The sequence below is a fragment of the Soehngenia longivitae genome, assembly GCF_004684055.1.
GTDB lineage: Bacteria > Bacillota > Clostridia > Tissierellales > Tissierellaceae > Soehngenia > Soehngenia longivitae.
The window spans coordinates 1-16,812 of record NZ_SRIB01000014.1; the positions used below are offsets into that span (position 1 = coordinate 1).

Annotated in this window: 15 protein-coding genes, 1 other RNA gene and 1 other annotated feature; of the genes, 5 read left to right on the forward strand and 11 right to left on the reverse strand. The window is 29.8% G+C overall.

Annotated features, from left to right (window positions below):
• The first annotated feature begins 143 nt into the window (after positions 1–143).
• Positions 144–941, forward strand: a complete 798-nt coding sequence (locus E4100_RS08575) for a histidinol-phosphatase HisJ family protein (protein WP_135271637.1) — start codon at positions 144–146, stop codon at positions 939–941.
• Positions 942–944: 3 nt separating this feature from the next.
• Here the strand turns inward: E4100_RS08575 and ssrS are convergent.
• Positions 945–1,124: non-coding RNA, 6S RNA (gene ssrS / locus E4100_RS08580), on the reverse strand.
• Positions 1,125–1,165: 41 nt separating this feature from the next.
• A complete protein-coding gene (locus E4100_RS08585; RefSeq protein ID WP_135271638.1) occupies positions 1,166–2,068 on the reverse strand; it encodes an RluA family pseudouridine synthase in 903 nt (300 codons plus the stop codon).
• Between the two features lie 91 nt (positions 2,069–2,159).
• Here E4100_RS08585 and E4100_RS08590 point away from each other — a divergent pair, with 91 nt between their 5' ends.
• Complete coding sequence (locus E4100_RS08590) at positions 2,160–2,963, forward strand: NAD(+)/NADH kinase (RefSeq protein ID WP_135271639.1); 804 nt, start codon at positions 2,160–2,162, stop codon at positions 2,961–2,963.
• A gap of 78 nt (positions 2,964–3,041) precedes the next feature.
• On the opposite strand, the gene pepF is transcribed toward E4100_RS08590, so the two are convergent.
• From pepF to E4100_RS08610, 4 genes are read right to left on the reverse strand one after another with little or no spacing between them, the layout of a single operon-like run.
• Positions 3,042–4,829, reverse strand: a complete 1,788-nt coding sequence (gene pepF, locus E4100_RS08595) for an oligoendopeptidase F (protein WP_245196386.1) — start codon at positions 4,827–4,829, stop codon at positions 3,042–3,044.
• Positions 4,830–4,840: 11 nt separating this feature from the next.
• A complete protein-coding gene (locus E4100_RS08600; RefSeq protein ID WP_135271641.1) occupies positions 4,841–6,247 on the reverse strand; it encodes a peptidoglycan D,D-transpeptidase FtsI family protein in 1,407 nt (468 codons plus the stop codon).
• Positions 6,240–7,481: an FtsW/RodA/SpoVE family cell cycle protein gene (locus tag E4100_RS08605; protein WP_135271642.1), complete on the reverse strand. Its 1,242-nt coding sequence runs from the start codon at positions 7,479–7,481 to the stop codon at positions 6,240–6,242. Before E4100_RS08605 ends, E4100_RS08600 begins: the two co-directional genes overlap by 8 nt.
• Before the next feature lie 9 nt (positions 7,482–7,490).
• A complete protein-coding gene (locus tag E4100_RS08610; RefSeq protein WP_135271643.1) occupies positions 7,491–7,922 on the reverse strand; it encodes an FHA domain-containing protein in 432 nt (143 codons plus the stop codon).
• A gap of 107 nt (positions 7,923–8,029) precedes the next feature.
• Here E4100_RS08610 and E4100_RS08615 point away from each other — a divergent pair, with 107 nt between their 5' ends.
• From E4100_RS08615 to E4100_RS08625, 3 genes are read left to right on the forward strand one after another with little or no spacing between them, the layout of a single operon-like run.
• Positions 8,030–8,425, forward strand: coding sequence for a PspC domain-containing protein (locus E4100_RS08615; protein WP_167792110.1), 396 nt, complete (start codon positions 8,030–8,032; stop codon positions 8,423–8,425).
• A 1-nt stretch (position 8,426) separates the two neighbouring features.
• Positions 8,427–9,026, forward strand: a complete 600-nt coding sequence (locus E4100_RS08620; protein WP_245196389.1) for a regulatory protein RecX — start codon at positions 8,427–8,429, stop codon at positions 9,024–9,026.
• A 1-nt stretch (position 9,027) separates the two neighbouring features.
• The gene (locus E4100_RS08625; protein WP_135271646.1) at positions 9,028–9,270 is read left to right on the forward strand and encodes a GIY-YIG nuclease family protein; all 243 of its coding nucleotides are present in this window, start codon (positions 9,028–9,030) and stop codon (positions 9,268–9,270) included.
• Positions 9,271–9,351: 81 nt separating this feature from the next.
• Here E4100_RS08625 and E4100_RS08630 read toward each other — a convergent pair whose 3' ends face one another.
• The 5 genes from E4100_RS08630 to E4100_RS08650 form a co-directional block, all read right to left on the reverse strand.
• Positions 9,352–10,323, reverse strand: a complete 972-nt coding sequence (locus tag E4100_RS08630) for an L-threonine 3-dehydrogenase (RefSeq protein WP_135271647.1) — start codon at positions 10,321–10,323, stop codon at positions 9,352–9,354.
• Positions 10,324–10,420: 97 nt separating this feature from the next.
• Positions 10,421–11,239, reverse strand: a complete 819-nt coding sequence (locus E4100_RS08635) for a DegV family protein (protein ID WP_135271648.1) — start codon at positions 11,237–11,239, stop codon at positions 10,421–10,423.
• Positions 11,240–11,301: 62 nt separating this feature from the next.
• Positions 11,302–13,713, reverse strand: coding sequence for a leucine--tRNA ligase (gene leuS, locus E4100_RS08640; protein ID WP_135271649.1), 2,412 nt, complete (start codon positions 13,711–13,713; stop codon positions 11,302–11,304).
• 36 nt (positions 13,714–13,749) lie between these two features.
• Positions 13,750–13,939: a binding site (T-box leader), on the reverse strand.
• Positions 13,940–13,987: 48 nt separating this feature from the next.
• Positions 13,988–15,376, reverse strand: a complete 1,389-nt coding sequence (gene asnS, locus E4100_RS08645) for an asparagine--tRNA ligase (protein ID WP_135271650.1) — start codon at positions 15,374–15,376, stop codon at positions 13,988–13,990.
• A gap of 24 nt (positions 15,377–15,400) precedes the next feature.
• Positions 15,401–16,723 carry a replication-associated recombination protein A gene (locus E4100_RS08650; protein ID WP_135271651.1) on the reverse strand — a complete coding sequence of 441 codons (1,323 nt, stop codon included), beginning with the start codon at positions 16,721–16,723 and terminating at the stop codon, positions 15,401–15,403.
• Positions 16,724–16,812: the final 89 nt, after the last annotated feature.

Sequence of the window (16,812 nt, forward strand, 5' to 3'; positions counted from 1 at the left end):
ATAGAGAATATTCTCCTTTCTTTATTGTGGTTTTCCAATTACATTATATCAAAAGGAGAATTATTCTCTATATTTTTATGTTCTTTGTCCAACAATTATTTTACACTAAGTAAAATTATGTTGTAATAAAAAGGAGGATTCATATGCTTGATTTTCATATACACAGTGATTTTTCAGTTGATTCTAAAGAATCTTTAGACAATATAGCAAAAAAAGCTATCGAAAGAAATTTAAAGTACATATGCATTACTGATCATGTTGATTTTGAATCGTCAATAGACGGTGCTGATATTATGTTTAGACCAGATGATTATTTTCGAGATTTAAAAAAAATTAAACATAAATACAAGAATGACTTAGAAATATTAATTGGCGTAGAAATAGGTATGCAACCAAATTTATACAGTAGATATGATGAATTTATCAATAATTATCCTTTCGATTTCGTAATTATGTCTATACATTCTATAGATGGTAAAGATATCTTCAATGGTTCAAACCCAGAAGATGTGGACTCTTCTTTGCTTTTAGAAAAATACTATGATCAAATGCTAGAATGTGTTACTAATTTTAATAACTATGATACATTAGGCCATATAGATTTTATTGATAGGTATTTTAACACCCAATATATTTATGACAATTCGAATATTATAAATGATAAGATAAGTAAGATATTAAATTTGTTGATTCAAAATAATAAGGGTTTGGAAATCAATTCCGCTTCTTTAAGGTATAATTTGGATTTTATTCACCCTAAACCATCTATATTAAGTCTATACAAAAAATATGGCGGAGAAATAATTACTTTTGGATCAGATTCACATGTTTGTGAATATATTGGATATGAATATAAAACTGCAGAGAAATTATTAAAAAATTTGGGATTTAAGCATATATATTTTTATAAACAGCGAAAGAAATATCCAATAAACATATAATATTAAAAATCCGCAGTGCCGTCTTCTTTATTAATTCACACCCGCACTGATGCAGGTGGGTACCCTGTTGGCGTTTTCTAACTACCTAGCTTACTAGGCATGTTATCCAACGCCAAACAGTCGGGTTCCCATATAAAATATGTCGGTTGAATTATATAAGAATAACGAACACTGCAGACTTCTAATGTGTTTTTATCTTTAATTTTATTATAGTACTTTTATAGCTACTTTTCAACAAAAACTGATTTGTATTGCTTCAGTAGTAATTTCATATCATTAGGAAGATTAGTGTTTAATTCAATCTTACTCTTAGTCCTCAATTTATAGAATATTAAGCTATTGGCATGTAATGCTTGTCTATTTATGAAATCATTTTTTTTGTGATATAAAGTGTCTCCAATTATCGGATGCCCTATATAATCTAAGTGCACTCTAATTTGGTGAGTTCTACCCGTAAATGTCTTCACCCTTAACAATGTAATATCAGTTAATCTTTCTAATACTTTATAATAAGTCTTTGAATAATCACCATCTTCTCTTATTTCTCGCCCATAACTATCAAGTTTCTGCGCTATTGGCTGCTCAATGATTCCTTCATCAGCTTTAACTATACCTTCTACTATCGCATAATAATATTTTTCTAATCTACCATCTTCTAATTGCAAAGCCATTTGCTGATGAGCAAATTGATTTTTAGCAAAAATTACTAATCCAGAAGTATCTCGATCTAATCTGTTAACTATGCGAATTTTTCTTTTTAGTTTATTCTGCTTAAAATAAAAAGCGATGCCATTAGATAAAGTATCATCAGGATAATTTTTAGTTGGATGAACTAACATAAACGGTGGCTTATTTACCACAATTAAATCTTCGTCTTCGTAAACTATATCTAGATCCATTTTTTGTGGTTCTATATCACAGGTTTCATCTTCGAAAAATATTGTAACAAAGTCATTTTTCCTTACAATAAAATCCTTATTTAATTGAACCCCATTTATATATATTTTCTTGCTCTTATATAAACTTCTGTAAAGTCTATTTGATATACAATTACTTAACAAAAAATCTTTTAATTCGATATCTTTTTCTTTATTTATAAATGTTATTTGATTCTCATTTGAATACATTATTTACTCCTAACTTATATTTATAAAAAATATTAAATATGTTACAATCATTATAACAAGTTTATGTAAAAAGATAAAGGGCGGGATAGTTTTGAGTGAAAGGATTATTAATATACTCTCAAATAAAAATTATGAATCAAAGAAAACCTCAGATCTATTAATTGATAAATTGAAATTCAATGGTTTTACACCATCTATTGATTATAATGATAAAGCAGAATTAAACATTTGCATTGGTGGGGATGGTGCTTTCTTAAGATCTGTTCACAAACACAAATTCCCATATATACCATTCGTTGGTATTAATACCGGACACTTAGGTTTTTTTCAAGAAATAGTCCCTGAAAAAATAGATACATTTATTCATAGATATATAAATAATGATTACACAATAGATAAGATATATCTTGTAAATGCATCCATATGTACAAGTGAAAAATGTTATTATCAAACTGCTATTAATGAGATTGTAATAAAGGGAATAGGTTCTAAAATAATTCATCTCGATGTTTCAATCGACAATAATCATCTTGAAAAATTCAGCGGTGATGGTTTAATTATATCTACTCCAGTTGGTAGCACGGCTTATAATTATTCAGTCGGAGGAAGTATTGTTTATCCTAGCATAAAAGCACTCCAAATAACACCATTAGCTCCAATTATTTCAAATGCTTATAGAAGTTTGCCAAATAGTGCAATAATTCCTGGCGATTCTGTCATAGAAATAAAACCCGAGAGAAGATATATGAATTCTATGCTGGTCATTAATGATGGTTTTGAATATAAATATAACAATATAGTTACTGTTGATCTGACAATGTCAAAAAAAATTATTTCAAAATTGAATTTCAGTAAAGATATGTATTGGGAAAATTTAAAAAGCAAGTTCTTATAAATTAAAACCAAAATGCTTCCATCAAATACTTAAAGTAGAACTTTAAGATTTCGGAAGCATTTGGTTTTAATTTCTTAACTATATCAATTCATCAAAATCCATTACTAAATCTTTAAATATATTCAAAGCTTTATAAAGTGGTTCTGGTGATGTCATATCTACTCCTGCTTTCTTTAAAACGTTAATAGGATAATCTGAATCACCGCTTCTTAAAAAATCTAAATATTTTTCTAAACTACCCGATACGTTATTTTTAATATTGGTTGCCAAAGTAACTGCTGCACAAAATCCAGTGGCATATTGATATACATAAAAATTATAGTAAAAATGTGGTATCCTTGCCCACTCTACAGAAATTAAATCATCTATTACTATTTCATTTCCATAGTATAACTTATTTAGTTCTTTGTACGTATCACTCAAAAAATCTGCTGTAATTGAATTGCCATTTTCAACATATTCATATATTTTCTTTTCAAATTCAGCAAACAGAGCTTGTCTAAAAACAGTAGTTCTAAAACTTTCAATATAATGATTAATTAAATATGCTTTTTCTTCTTTTGATGTAGATTTTTCTATTAAATTGAGCAATAACAATATTTCATTAACAGTTGAAGCCACTTCAGCTACAAAAATGCTATAGCTTCCATTAATATATGGTTGATTTTTTCTCGTATAATAGCTATGCATAGAATGACCCATTTCATGGGCTATAGTAAAGACATCGTCTAGCCTATCATGATAATTAAGCAAAATATATGGTTTTGTATCATATGATCCTCCAGAGTATGCACCAGACCTTTTGCCTTTGTTCTCGTAAACATCAATCCATCCTTCATTAAATGCTTTTTCAACAATGCTAATATAGTCTTCGCCTAGTGGCATGAGCCCTTCTAATACCATGTTTTTCCCAGTTTCGTAGTCTATACTAGGGTAAACATCTTTTACTATAGGGGTATATAAGTCATACATATGAATCTCATCGAGTTGCATTGCTCTCTTTCTAATGTTTATATATTTATACAATGTGTCTAAGTTTTCATGAATGCTCTTTAGTAAGTTATCATAAACTACCATTTCTATACTGTTTTCTGAAAGACTTGCTTCGATGGCAGAATTATATTTTCTTATCTTAGCCGTAATAGTATTCTTTTTAATGTTACCAGCCAAAGTTGAAGCTAAAGTATTTTTATACTTAGAGAAAACTTTATAAAATTCATTAAAAACTATCTGTCTAAAGTCTCGATCATCATTTTCTAATAATTGTATAAAATTACCTTGTGTTATTTCAATCTCAATATCATCTTTTTTTACACTTGGGAAGCTTAAATCAGATCCATTAAATATAGAGTATATATTTTCTGGTGCCATCAAAACTTCACTATATTGAGCAATTATTGATTCTTCTTTATCTGATAAAATATGATTTTTATTTCTAATAATATTTTCAAAGAAATGAATGTATTTATTCAGTCTAATGTCTTGATTGAGTAGTAACCTTAAATCACTTTCATTCTCTTTCAGTAGTTCAGGTACAAAAAAAGCTAATGCATCAAGCGACTGAGAATAAATAGTTAGAGCTTTATCAAATAAAGCTAAAGATTCATTTACTCTAGTATCTTGGTCTAATTGCATACTAGCATATGAGTATATTTTTTCAGATAACCTCAATATGTCATCTCTTAATACTAAACCTTCGAGTAAATTATTTGAGTTTAAAGTTAATTTGTCTTTCAACCTTGCTAATTCTTCCCATTTACTTCTTAATAAGGATAAATCCTTCTCTAAATCATGGTTGTCTTTGTAAATGTCATCTAATCTCCACTTGTACTTATCCGGAATTTCTTTTCTTTCTTTAATATTCAAAATTAGCCCCCCTATTTTATATTATTTAATCCAAATTTAATTAATTCTCCTGCTATCGGAGCTGCTTTAGATCCGCCTGTAGAACCTTCTTCTTCTAATAGAACAACTACTGCTATTTTTGGGTCTTCTGCCGGTGCAAATCCAACAAACCAAGCATGATTATTCCCCGATGCATTTTCAGCTGTTCCTGTCTTGCCTGCTACCGTTATTCCATTGATTTTAGCTTGTGTCCCTGTGCCATTTTCTACAACTTCGACCATCATGTTTTTTATTTGTTCAACATCATTATGACTACCTGCGTTTGATAGAATCTCTATATCATTAGATTTTACCAATATACCATCATGTGTCAGTACCTTCGATACCAGATGTGGTTTGACTATATTTCCATCATTTGCTATGCCAGAAGCTACCATAAGCATTTCTAAAGGAGTTGCTAAAATTTTACCTTGCCCTATACCTGAAGCAGCAAGTTCTGTTTTATCCATTTTATTTGTTGGGAAAGATGACTTTTTAATATCTAAGTCAAAGTCAAAATCTTTATTAAAATAAAATTTTTCTGATGTTTGTAAAATATTAGATTGACCTAATTTAACAGCTATTTCTGCAAAATAAGTATTACAAGATACTCTAAATGCTTCGTTCATATCAACAATTCCATGACTTTTACTGTCATAATCCCTAATAGTATATCCATTAATTGTAGTACTTCCAGTACATGTAAAATCATCATTGTCGATATTATTTTGAAGTGAAGATAAAGCAGTGATTATTTTAAAAGTAGAACCTGGAGGATACAAACCTTGTGTTGCTCTATTTAAGAGAGGACTATTTGTATCATCTATGATTTTATCCCAGTCATCTTTTAACGTATTTACATTGAAATCAGGCATACTAATCATAGAATATATCTCACCTGTTTTGGGATTCATTGTTATGATGCTTCCTTTTTTCCCTAGCAATAATTCTCTAGTTTTTAATTGCATATCATGGTCTATCGTGAGTACAATGTCATTTCCAATGCTTTCTTTATCCAGTAGTTCTTTTACTCCACTAATATCAAAAAAGTTACCTTCATCAAGCAAATATGAATTGTAGCTCTTTTCTAGCCCTGCTTTTCCATATTCTCTTGAGCTATATCCAATTATATGACTATATAAATGATCGTATTTGTATATTCTATTAATCTTTTCTTCTTCATCCTTCTCAGAATAAACTAGAACCTTTTTGTTTCTGTCATAAAAGCTTCCTCTTAATACTTTGTCTTCATTTGCCCACAATCTTTTGTTATATGAACTTTGCTTGATTTTGTCTGCTTGAAATATTTGGAAATAACTCAAATACAAAACTAAAGTAACATTTAGTAGGACCATCAATGATAAAACTCTAAGTATTTTTTTCTTTTCAACATCATTCATTTTTAGAACCTCCGTATATCTCCTTTTCAGAAGCTCCTTGCAATATACCTAATGCTATAAAACTAGTTAGTATAGAAGTCCCCCCATAGGAAACAAAAGGAAGGGTTAATCCTGTTAGCGGTATTAATTTAATTACTCCTCCTATAATTATAAATGTCTGGATTCCCAATAATAGGCTGATACCAATAGATATGATTCTATAAAATACATCTTTTTGTTTTAAAGCTATCTTAAAGCCCCTGTACACAAGTATCATGTATAACATTACTATTGCTATCCCTGTGAAAATCCCCATTTCTTCTACTATGGCAGAAAAAATAAAATCGTTGTAAGCCAAAGGAATAAAATTAGGATGCCCTCTTCCAACCCCAGTGCCAAAAAATCCACCCTCAGCGATTGCAAACAAAGATTGTGTTATTTGATACCCAATTGTATCTATATATTCCCAAGGATTTAACCACGTTAAAAATCTTATTTTTACATGATCGAATAAAAAGTATCCAATTGTGCCACCAACAGCAAATAAGAAAATGTTTAATATAGCATATTTATTATCTTCAGCATAAATATATTGAATACCTAAATAAATGGCAAAAAATACAACTGATGCTCCTAAATTTCGTTGGATAAACAAGATAGCTATAAATGAATAAACTAACATCATTGTTACTAGTTCTTTATATTTTGTTATTTTGGGTTTAGACATAAAAGAATTGTCTGAATAAATACATGCTAGTATGAATATAAATATAATTTTAATGAGTTCTGATGGTTGAAATGATATTCCCCCAATACTTATCCATCTGATGGAACCATGCGTGCTAAATCCAAATATTAGTGTTCCAAAAAAAAGGATATAGCTTGCTGCTAAATATAGATTAAAGTGATTACTCCATCTATTGTATGATTTAAAAAGCACATATGTGATAAAAAAACTAATAATTCCTATATATAACCATTTTAATTGCCTTAACCCCAATGCCTGATCAATTCTATAAATCATTATTACACCAATTGACATCAGCATGCATACGATCAAAAATATATAGTGATCACCTTTTGATAATTTAAATAGTAAAATATTAGAAACATAGACTAACCCTATTAGGCCTAAAGAAATATATATAGTGTTTTTATCAATATTTGGCCAATTGAATAAAAAAATTAATGATAGTGAAATAAGTTCAAAAATAAATAACAAATTCCTTGTTACTTCAAAGTTTAATTTTTTCATCTTATTCTCCTACTCTAAGTTGATAAACATAAACTCAATATTGCCTACTTTTATGATATCACCATATGCCAATTTCTTTACATCAAATATTCTTTCTCCATTTACATAAGTCCCATTTGAACTATTTAAGTCTTCAATAAAATATTCATTCTCATCCTTCACTATTCTAAAATGACGTTTTGATATGTAGGGATCTTTTAAAACTATATCATTATTATTACTTCTACCTAATGATATTTCTTGCCCTATCGAATAACTATCATTCAATTTATATGGCAGATTTTCTAATCTATTTAATAACTTTAAATAAGCCCCATTATAATTTTCTAATTTTGATAATGAATTTATGTCAAGATAAATCATTCTGATTATCAGAAATATAAACGTATATATGATAAATACAAAAACATACTTCGCTAATATAGACAATATATTGAACATTTTCATCACCATTTCTAATGTTATCACAGTTTATTAATAAATGGAATTCTTTAAATATATATTTATTTATGTTTTCTTTTCTGATATCATGAATGAGAGGTGGTAAAATGAAAAAATTGACACGTTCAAAAAACGATAAAATATTATTTGGTGTTTGTGGTGGTTTAGCTGAATACTTTAACATCAGTTCAACTGTGGTAAGATTGGCATTTATAGTATTATCTCTAATCTCATTTGGGGCTATGTTGATTGCATATGTAATTTGCGCTTTTATAATACCAGAAGAAAATGGATTTTCTGAAGTAAATTCAAACCCAAAGAATCAAAATTATAATTCTATGAAATCCTTAGGTATTGCTTTAGTTGTAATTGGATTGTTATTGCTTGCTAAGATATTGTCTTATGATTTTAGCTATTTATTTTATAATATTAAAAAACTATGGCCAGTATTGTTAGTGATAGTTGGTATATATTTGATCTCTCAAAAGGATTCTGTTGATTAAAATGAAAATAATTAAAGATATTAAAGTCAAGAACAATAAAAAAATCATTATTCTTGATAATGAAGAACACATAGAAGTAAAAAGCGAAGAATATGTAACAGACAAATCTAATTCTAGTTCATCTGATAGTGGCCTTTTATATAAAAAAGCTTACGAACTATCCTTAAAATATTTGTCATATAGAGACAGAACAATTTTTGAAGTTAAAAATTACCTTTTAAAGAAAAACTATAATAGTGCAACCATTGAATCTGTCATTCAAAAACTAATAGAAAATGGATTACTTGATGATAATGAATACACGAAAAAATTCATTTATTATAAATCTTCGAATAACAACTGGGGAGAGTATAAAATAGCTTATGAATTGAAGAGAAAAGGTGTTGATGAATCAATCATTCAAGATAACATTCAAAACCATTCCTTCGTTGACTACGAAAAGCTATGTGATCTTATAAAATCAAAATATCAAAAGGAATATGTCGTTGACAAATACAAAGCAACTGCTAAAGCCATTGCTTTTTTACAAAGAAAAGGCCATAATTATGATTTGTCAAAAAAAATAGTAAATTGTGCTTTTTTAAATGAGGAGAATCAGTAAAATGTATTATGTATATATTGGATTATGTGCTGATGGTTCTTTATACACTGGATTTACAAATAATCTTCATAGGCGATTTAAAATCCACAATTCTGGTAAGGGTGCAAAATACACTAGAAGTAGGTTGCCTATTGAGCTTCTGTATTATGAATCTTTTGATGATAAATCAATTGCGCTAAAAAGAGAGTATCAAATAAAAACTCTATCACATGCTGAAAAACTTAATTTAATAAATAAGAGCTAAATAAATATTTTCTTAAAGTTCTATAAACCTACATAATTCTAACATACTAAAAGAGGTACCTAAAAAGGGACCTCTTTTGTACTATTTTATATTTAATTCTATATTTAATTTCATATTTAATTTCTCAAGCATATCTTTAGTCATGCTGTCTAAATCATAATTAGGTTTCCATCCCCATTGTTTTCTAGCTTCAGAATCATCTAATGAATTGGGCCATGATTCTGCAATTTTTTGCCTAACTGGATCAACGTCATAATCTAATCTGAATTCAGGTATGAATTTCCTTATAGAATTTGCGATGTCTTCTGGTTCTATACTCATAGCTGTGATATTAAAAGCATTTCGATGAATTAGTTTGCTACCATCGGCTTCTAACAAATTAATTACTGCATCTAATGCATCAGGAATATACATCATGTCCATATAAGTTCCTTTATCAATAAAACTTGTATATGATTTCTTTAAAACAGCATCGTAATAAATATGAACTGCATAATCAGTTGTGCCGCCGCCAGGTAAGGTATTATAAGATATTATTCCAGGGAATCTTACTCCTCGAGTGTCAACTCCAAATTTTTTATAATAGTAATCACATAATAACTCTCCTGATACTTTAGTTACACCATACATTGTAGTCGGCCTCATGATAGTATCTTGAGGAGTTAAATCTTTAGGTGTATTAGGGCCAAATACAGCAATAGAACTAGGTGTAAAGATTCTTAAACCTTTCTCTCTCGCTATCTCTAACACATTATATAATCCAGTCATATTAATCTGCCAACATAAATTAGGGTTTTTCTCGCCTACTGCAGATAATATAGCAGCTAAATTTACAATAGTATCGATTTTATATTTGTCTACAACATCAGAAATTTGTTTTGCATCTAATACATTAATTATTTCAAATGGTCCACTCTCTGTTAAGTCTTCTTTTCCACTTTTCTTTTCAATATCACTTATGATAACGTTGTCCTTACCATAAAGTCCTCTCATTTTTACAGTTAATTCAGAACCAATCTGGCCTAAAGCTCCAGTAATTAATATTTTTTTCATCATACACCTCCAAAATTATTATCCCGTTATTATTATAACATATTCTTACACAAATAAAAGCAAAAAGGACTTTTTACAGTCTTTTTTGCTTTTATTTTTAATACCAACAGATGCCCATAGCTTTAGGGCCAAGGTGGGAACCTATGACAGGCCCAATTTCATCTATATCTATATTCAAGTTTGGATATTTTGTTTGTAGTAGCTCTTTAAATTTAATTGCATCTTCATAGCAAAGTATTTGGCATATTGTCGCTCTATGGGCTTCTTCTACTAATTCAACAACTCTATTTAGGGCATTATTTTTGCCTCTAACTTTTTCTAATACAGTTAGTTCTCCGTCTTTCAATTGAATAATGGGTTTAATATTAATTAAATTTCCAATATTAGCTTGTAGAGGAGATATCCTGCCTCCTCTTTTTAAATATTCCAAGGTATCTGGTAAAGCTAAAACTTTTAATTTTGATTTTTTTTCTTCAATATATGATGCTATTTCATCAGAATTTTTACCATTTTTTGCTAACTCAACAGCATCTTCAATTAAAAATTTCAAGGCCGCAACTGTTGCCAAACTATCAATAATAGTGATTTTTCTATCTTCTAATAATTCTTTAGCAGCTATTGCACTATTGTAAGTTCCGCTAAGTTTAGAAGATAAAACAATCACTATTATTTCGTCATATTTCTCAAAAGCTTTCAAATATGCTTCTTTAAACTCTCCTGCGGAAGGTTGTGAAGTTGTTGGAAAGGATTTACTTTTTTGAAGCTTGTCAAAATATTGTTCAAATTCCCCTTTAAATCCTTCTATATACTCGACACCATCAAACATATAATGCAACGGTACAACTGTAATATCTTCTTTTTCTACATATTCTTTTGATAAATATGCAGTACTATCTGTAATTATCTTTACTGACATAAAATTCCCTCCATTATAAAAATATTTTAGTTCTGCTATAAATTATATAGCAGAACTAAATTTTATTTTACTACAATATTAAATATTTTTCTAGGTACATATATTTCTTTTATTATTTTCTTACCTTCGATAAACTTGACAACAATATCATTTTTAAAGACTTTTTCCCTAATAGAGCTTTCTTCTTCATTTAACTCTACATTTATTGTTGTTCTAACTCTACCGTTTATTTGAACTGGAATTTCAATTATTTCATCTATCGTTTTCGCTTCATCATATTTAGGCCAAACACTTTTATTTAGACTCGGCTTAATTCCTAAATTTGACCATATTTCTTCAGTTATATGAGGCGCTACTGGATTTAGTAAAAGTAGATAAGTTTCTAAATCTTTTTTCGTGATTCGCCCATAATCGTTAAAATCATTTAACAAACTCATTAGAGATGCAATTGCGGTATTGAATTTTAAATTTTCATAGTCAAAAGATACTTTTTTTATAGTTTTATGAATGTTTGTCTCTAATGCCTTTGTATATTCATTACTATCTATAACAATATCTTGAAGTTTCCAAACTCTCTCTAAAAATCTTCTACACCCTTTTAATCCATTTTCAGACCATGGTACACTTTTTTCAAAATCCCCAATAAACATCTCGTAAGTTCTTAGTGTATCTGCACCATATTCGTTCACAATATCATCTGGATTTATTACGTTTCCTCTGGATTTTGACATTTTCTCATTATTATTACCTAAAATCATGCCATGAGATGTTCTTTTCATATATGGCTCTGGATCTTTTACCACTCCACAGTCGTACAAAAATTTATGCCAAAATCTTGAATAAAGTAAATGTAATGTAGTATGTTCCATGCCCCCATTATACCAGTCAACTGGCATCCAGTAATCCAATGCTTCTTTAGAAGCTAATTCTTGATCGTTATGCGGATCAGTATATCTTAAAAAATACCATGATGATCCAGCCCATTGAGGCATAGTATCAGTCTCTCTTTTTGCTGGTTTCCCACATTTTGGACATGTTGTATTTACCCATTCAGGTATATTCGCTAATGGTGATTCTCCATTATCAGTAGGCTCGTAATTTTCAACTTCTGGTAATAACAGCGGAAGTTCTTCTTCTGGTACTTTCACCCATCCACAATCTTCACAGTATATCATTGGAATTGGTTCGCCCCAATATCTTTGTCTTGAAAATACCCAATCTCTTAATTTATAATTAATCTTTCTCTTCCCAAGTTTGTTTTTTTCAATCCAATTTATTATTTCCTCTTTAGCTTTATTAACAGTTAGTCCATTTAAAAAATCAGAATTAACTACTATTCCATTTTCAGTATTAGTATATGCTTCTTTTGTAACATCTCCCCCTTTGATCACTTCTACAATTGGTAAATTAAACTTATTAGCAAATTCCCAGTCTCTTTCATCATGTCCTGGAACTGCCATCACTGCACCCGTCCCATAAGTAATCAATACATAATCCGAAATCCAAATAGGTATCATTTTATTGTTAGCAGGGTTAATTGCTTTTATTCCCTTAAGCTCAACTCCTGTCTTCTCCTTAGATAGCTCAGTTCTTTCAAATTCAGATTTTTTCATAACTTCTTCTCTATAAGCTAATACTTCATCAAAATTTTCAATATACTCTTTGTGTTGATCAATTATTTTATGTTCTGGTGCAAGAACCATATAAGTTGCTCCAAAAATGGTATCTGGTCTTGTGGTGAAAACTTTAATTGTTTCATTTGTTTTAGAAATTTTAAATTCTACCTCAGCGCCATCTGACTTACCTATCCAATTTTTTTGTTGTAATTTAACTCTTTCTATATAGTCGACCATATCTAAATCATTTATAAGCCTTTCAGCATACTCTGTGATTTTTAACATCCATTGATTTTTAACTTTTCTTATTACTTCTCCCCCGCATCGTTCACAATGGCCTCCAACTACTTCTTCATTCGCAAGACCTATTTTACAACTAGGACACCAATTAATTGGCATTTCCTCCTTGTATGCTAAACCTTTATCAAAAAGTTTTAAGAATATCCATTGAGTCCATTTATAATAATTAGGATCAGTAGTATTTATTTCTCTAGACCAATCAAACGAAAAACCAATCGATTTTAATTGAGATTTAAATCTCTTTATGTTCTTTTCTGTAACAATTTTGGGGTGAATTTTATTTTTAATTGCATAATTTTCTGTAGGTAGTCCAAAAGCATCCCACCCCATAGGAAATAAAACATTGTATCCTTCAAGCCTTCTCTTTCTGGATACGACGTCTAATGCTGTATATGGTCTAGGATGTCCTACATGTAAACCCTCCCCAGATGGATAAGGGAATTCTACTAATGCATAATATTTTGGTTTATCACTGTCGTTATTGGCTTTGAAAGTATCTTCTTCATCCCAAATTTTTTGCCATTTTCCTTCAATTAGTTTGTGATCATAATTTTTCATATAAAACCCTCCGTATACAAAAATTAAACCTCTCGTCTTAGAGACGAAAGGTTCTTTCCGCGGTACCACTCTTTTTGATTAATCCACTCATTTATATAACGAGATATCCCGTCCAATTAGATTGGAAACTCAAAGACGAGTTCAGATACCTTAAATATTGCCTTTCACCAATCGACAACTCTCTTAAAATCAAGCGCATCTTACTACTTCTTTTCATCGTTTATATTTAATTTATTTCAGTATACCAAATGCCAATTTAAATTACAACATAAATCTAAAAATCGCAACTATTCACTGTTCTTGGGAAAGGAATAACATCTCTTATATTCGACATTCCTGTAATATACATAACTGCTCTCTCAAAGCCTAGTCCAAATCCAGCATGTTTAACTCCACCATATTTTCTTAGCTCAATATACCACCAATATTCATCTAAATTCATATCGTTCGCTCTCATTTTTTCTAGTAATACATCAAGCCTCTCTTCCCTTTGACTGCCTCCTATTATTTCTCCCACTCCTGGAACTAATAAGTCCATGGCAGCAACAGTTTTATTATCCTCATTTACTCTCATATAAAAAGCTTTAATCTCTTTTGGATAGTCGATTACAAATATTGGTTTTTTAAACTCTTGCTCTGTTAAATATCTTTCATGTTCTGTTTGTAAATCCATCCCCCACTCTACAGGGAATTGAAATTTTACATTTGCTTTCTTTAATAAATCTATAGCTTCAGTATAAGTAACCACTCCAAAATCTGAATTTATTATATTTGTGAGCCTATCGATTAATCCATTCGATATAAAGGAATCAAAGAATGCCATCTCTTCTTTAGCATTTTCTAAAACATACTTAATAATGTATTTAAACATTTCTTCAGCTAATTTCATATCATCTAATAAATCGGCAAATGCTATTTCAGGTTCTATCATCCAAAATTCAGCAGCGTGTCTAGCTGTGTTTGAATTCTCGGCTCTAAAAGTTGGCCCAAAGGTATAAACATTTTTAAATGCTAATGCAAATGCCTCTGCTTCAAGTTGGCCACTTACTGTTAGGTTAGTTTCTTTCCCGAAAAAATCTTCTTTTAAATCAATTTCACCATTTTCTGTCATAGGTAGATTGTTTAAATCCAATGTTGTCACTCTAAACATCTCTCCTGCACCTTCTGCATCAGATGCAGTTATAATTGGTGTGGTTACATATACAAACCCTTTTTCCTGGAAAAATTTATGAATTGCATAAGCCATCAATGATCGTACTCTAAAAACTGCATTAAACGTATTTGTTCTAGGTCTTAAGTGCTGTAAAGTCCTTAAATATTCAAGCGAGTGTTTTTTCTTTTGAATAGGATAATCATTATCTGACGGTGCTAACACACTTATCTCCTGAGCTCTTATTTCAAAAGGTTGTTTTGCATTTGGAGTCTCCACAACTCTTCCTATTACCTTTATGGCTGTATATATTGGTAATTTTTCTATTTGATCAAAATCATTGATATTTTCTTCATAAATGACTTGCAAATTTTTAAAAAACGTACCATCATTTAGCTCAATAAATCCTAATTTTTTTGATGATCTTTTGGTTTTAATCCAGCCTTCAACCTCTACTTCTTTGTCAATAAAACTTTCTTTAAATTTGTACATATCTTTCACAGATGGTTTCATATAATCCTCCTTTTGTAATTTATTCTAGTTTGACTTTTTTAAAAATTCCAACCACTTTTTGATTGAAGTTTCATACCCTAAGTCAGTTGGTTTGTAATATATTTTATTTTTAAATTTATCGGGTAGATAATTTTGATTAACATAGTGATTATCATAATCATGTGGGTATTTGTAATCGATGCCTCGTCCTAAAGCCTTTGCACCAGTGTAACTAGCATCCTTTAAATATACTGGTATATCTCCAGACTCTTCATTTTTTATGTCCTCAAGTGCTGAATCAATTGCAAGATAGGAACTATTGCTTTTTGGTGCGCAAGCTACATAAATAGTAGCTTGAGATAGTATTATCCTTGCTTCAGGCATTCCGATAGCATTGACCGCATAAAATGCATTTGTAGCAACAATTATAGCATTTGGATCTGCATTTCCAACATCTTCAGACGCAGCAATCATAATTCTTCTTGCTATAAACTTAGGATCTTCTCCTGCATTTAACATTTTTGCAAGGTAAAAAACTGCAGCATCTGGATCTGAACCTCTCATACTCTTTATAAAAGCAGAAATTGTATCGTAGTGTTCATCTGAACCCTTATCATATTTAAATGATTTCATTTGGATTGAGTTCTTAATATCATCTAAAGAAATGTGCCTTACTCCATCATCAAGTGGCTCTGTTGATAAAACTCCTATTTCTAATGAGTTTAATAAAACCCTTGCATCACCATCAGCAACTGTAAGTAAATAATCTACTGCTTCATCACCTATATCGATATTTAAGCCACCTAATCCATATTCTTTATCATGCAAAGCTCTATCTAATAAAATGCTCAATTCATCTCTGCTTAATGGCTTTAGCTCTATCACCATCATTCTAGAAAGAAGTGCCTTGTTTATTTCAAAATAAGGATTTTCTGTAGTGGCACCTATTAAAATTATAATTCCTTTTTCAACAAAAGGCAACAACGCATCTTGTTGAGCTTTATTGAATCTATGAATTTCATCAATAAAAAGGATTGTTCTCTTATTTGCTATTTTTAAAGATTCTTCTGCTTTGTTTATTACCTCTCTTATCTCTTTTACTCCAGAGGTAACAGCTGAAATTTTTTCAAAATTCATTTTAGTAGAATTTGCTATCACCATTGCTAATGTAGTTTTTCCTGTTCCAGGTGGGCCATAAAAAATCATCGATGTAATTCGATCAGCTTTTATAGCTCTGGTCAAAAACTTTCCCTCACCAATGATATGTGTTTGCCCGACGAAATTTTCAATATTTCTAGGCCTAAGTCTGTCAGATAATGGTGCATTTTTTTCCAAAAAGCGCTCCATCGATATTGAAAATAAATCCATAAAATCACCAACTAAAATATAATTTATATAATTACTTTATTATATCATAAATAATGAAACAATTATATAAAATCAAATTCCTATCTATT

What these genes read in the sequence shown, in the direction of transcription:
- E4100_RS08575 (WP_135271637.1), top strand. Translation starts at nt 144, where the DNA reads ATGCTTGATTTTCATATACACAGTGATTTTTCAGTTGATTCTAAAGAA.
- E4100_RS08585 (WP_135271638.1), bottom strand. Translation starts at nt 2,068, where the DNA reads ATGTATTCAAATGAGAATCAAATAACATTTATAAATAAAGAAAAAGAT.
- E4100_RS08600 (WP_135271641.1), bottom strand. Translation starts at nt 6,247, where the DNA reads ATGAATGATGTTGAAAAGAAAAAAATACTTAGAGTTTTATCATTGATG.
- E4100_RS08605 (WP_135271642.1), bottom strand. Translation starts at nt 7,481, where the DNA reads ATGAAAAAATTAAACTTTGAAGTAACAAGGAATTTGTTATTTATTTTT.
- E4100_RS08610 (WP_135271643.1), bottom strand. Translation starts at nt 7,922, where the DNA reads ATGTTCAATATATTGTCTATATTAGCGAAGTATGTTTTTGTATTTATC.
- E4100_RS08615 (WP_167792110.1), top strand. Translation starts at nt 8,030, where the DNA reads ATGAAAAAATTGACACGTTCAAAAAACGATAAAATATTATTTGGTGTT.
- E4100_RS08620 (WP_245196389.1), top strand. Translation starts at nt 8,427, where the DNA reads ATGAAAATAATTAAAGATATTAAAGTCAAGAACAATAAAAAAATCATT.
- E4100_RS08625 (WP_135271646.1), top strand. Translation starts at nt 9,028, where the DNA reads ATGTATTATGTATATATTGGATTATGTGCTGATGGTTCTTTATACACT.
- E4100_RS08630 (WP_135271647.1), bottom strand. Translation starts at nt 10,323, where the DNA reads ATGAAAAAAATATTAATTACTGGAGCTTTAGGCCAGATTGGTTCTGAA.
- E4100_RS08635 (WP_135271648.1), bottom strand. Translation starts at nt 11,239, where the DNA reads ATGTCAGTAAAGATAATTACAGATAGTACTGCATATTTATCAAAAGAA.
- leuS (WP_135271649.1), bottom strand. Translation starts at nt 13,713, where the DNA reads ATGAAAAATTATGATCACAAACTAATTGAAGGAAAATGGCAAAAAATT.
- asnS (WP_135271650.1), bottom strand. Translation starts at nt 15,376, where the DNA reads ATGAAACCATCTGTGAAAGATATGTACAAATTTAAAGAAAGTTTTATT.
- E4100_RS08650 (WP_135271651.1), bottom strand. Translation starts at nt 16,723, where the DNA reads ATGGATTTATTTTCAATATCGATGGAGCGCTTTTTGGAAAAAAATGCA.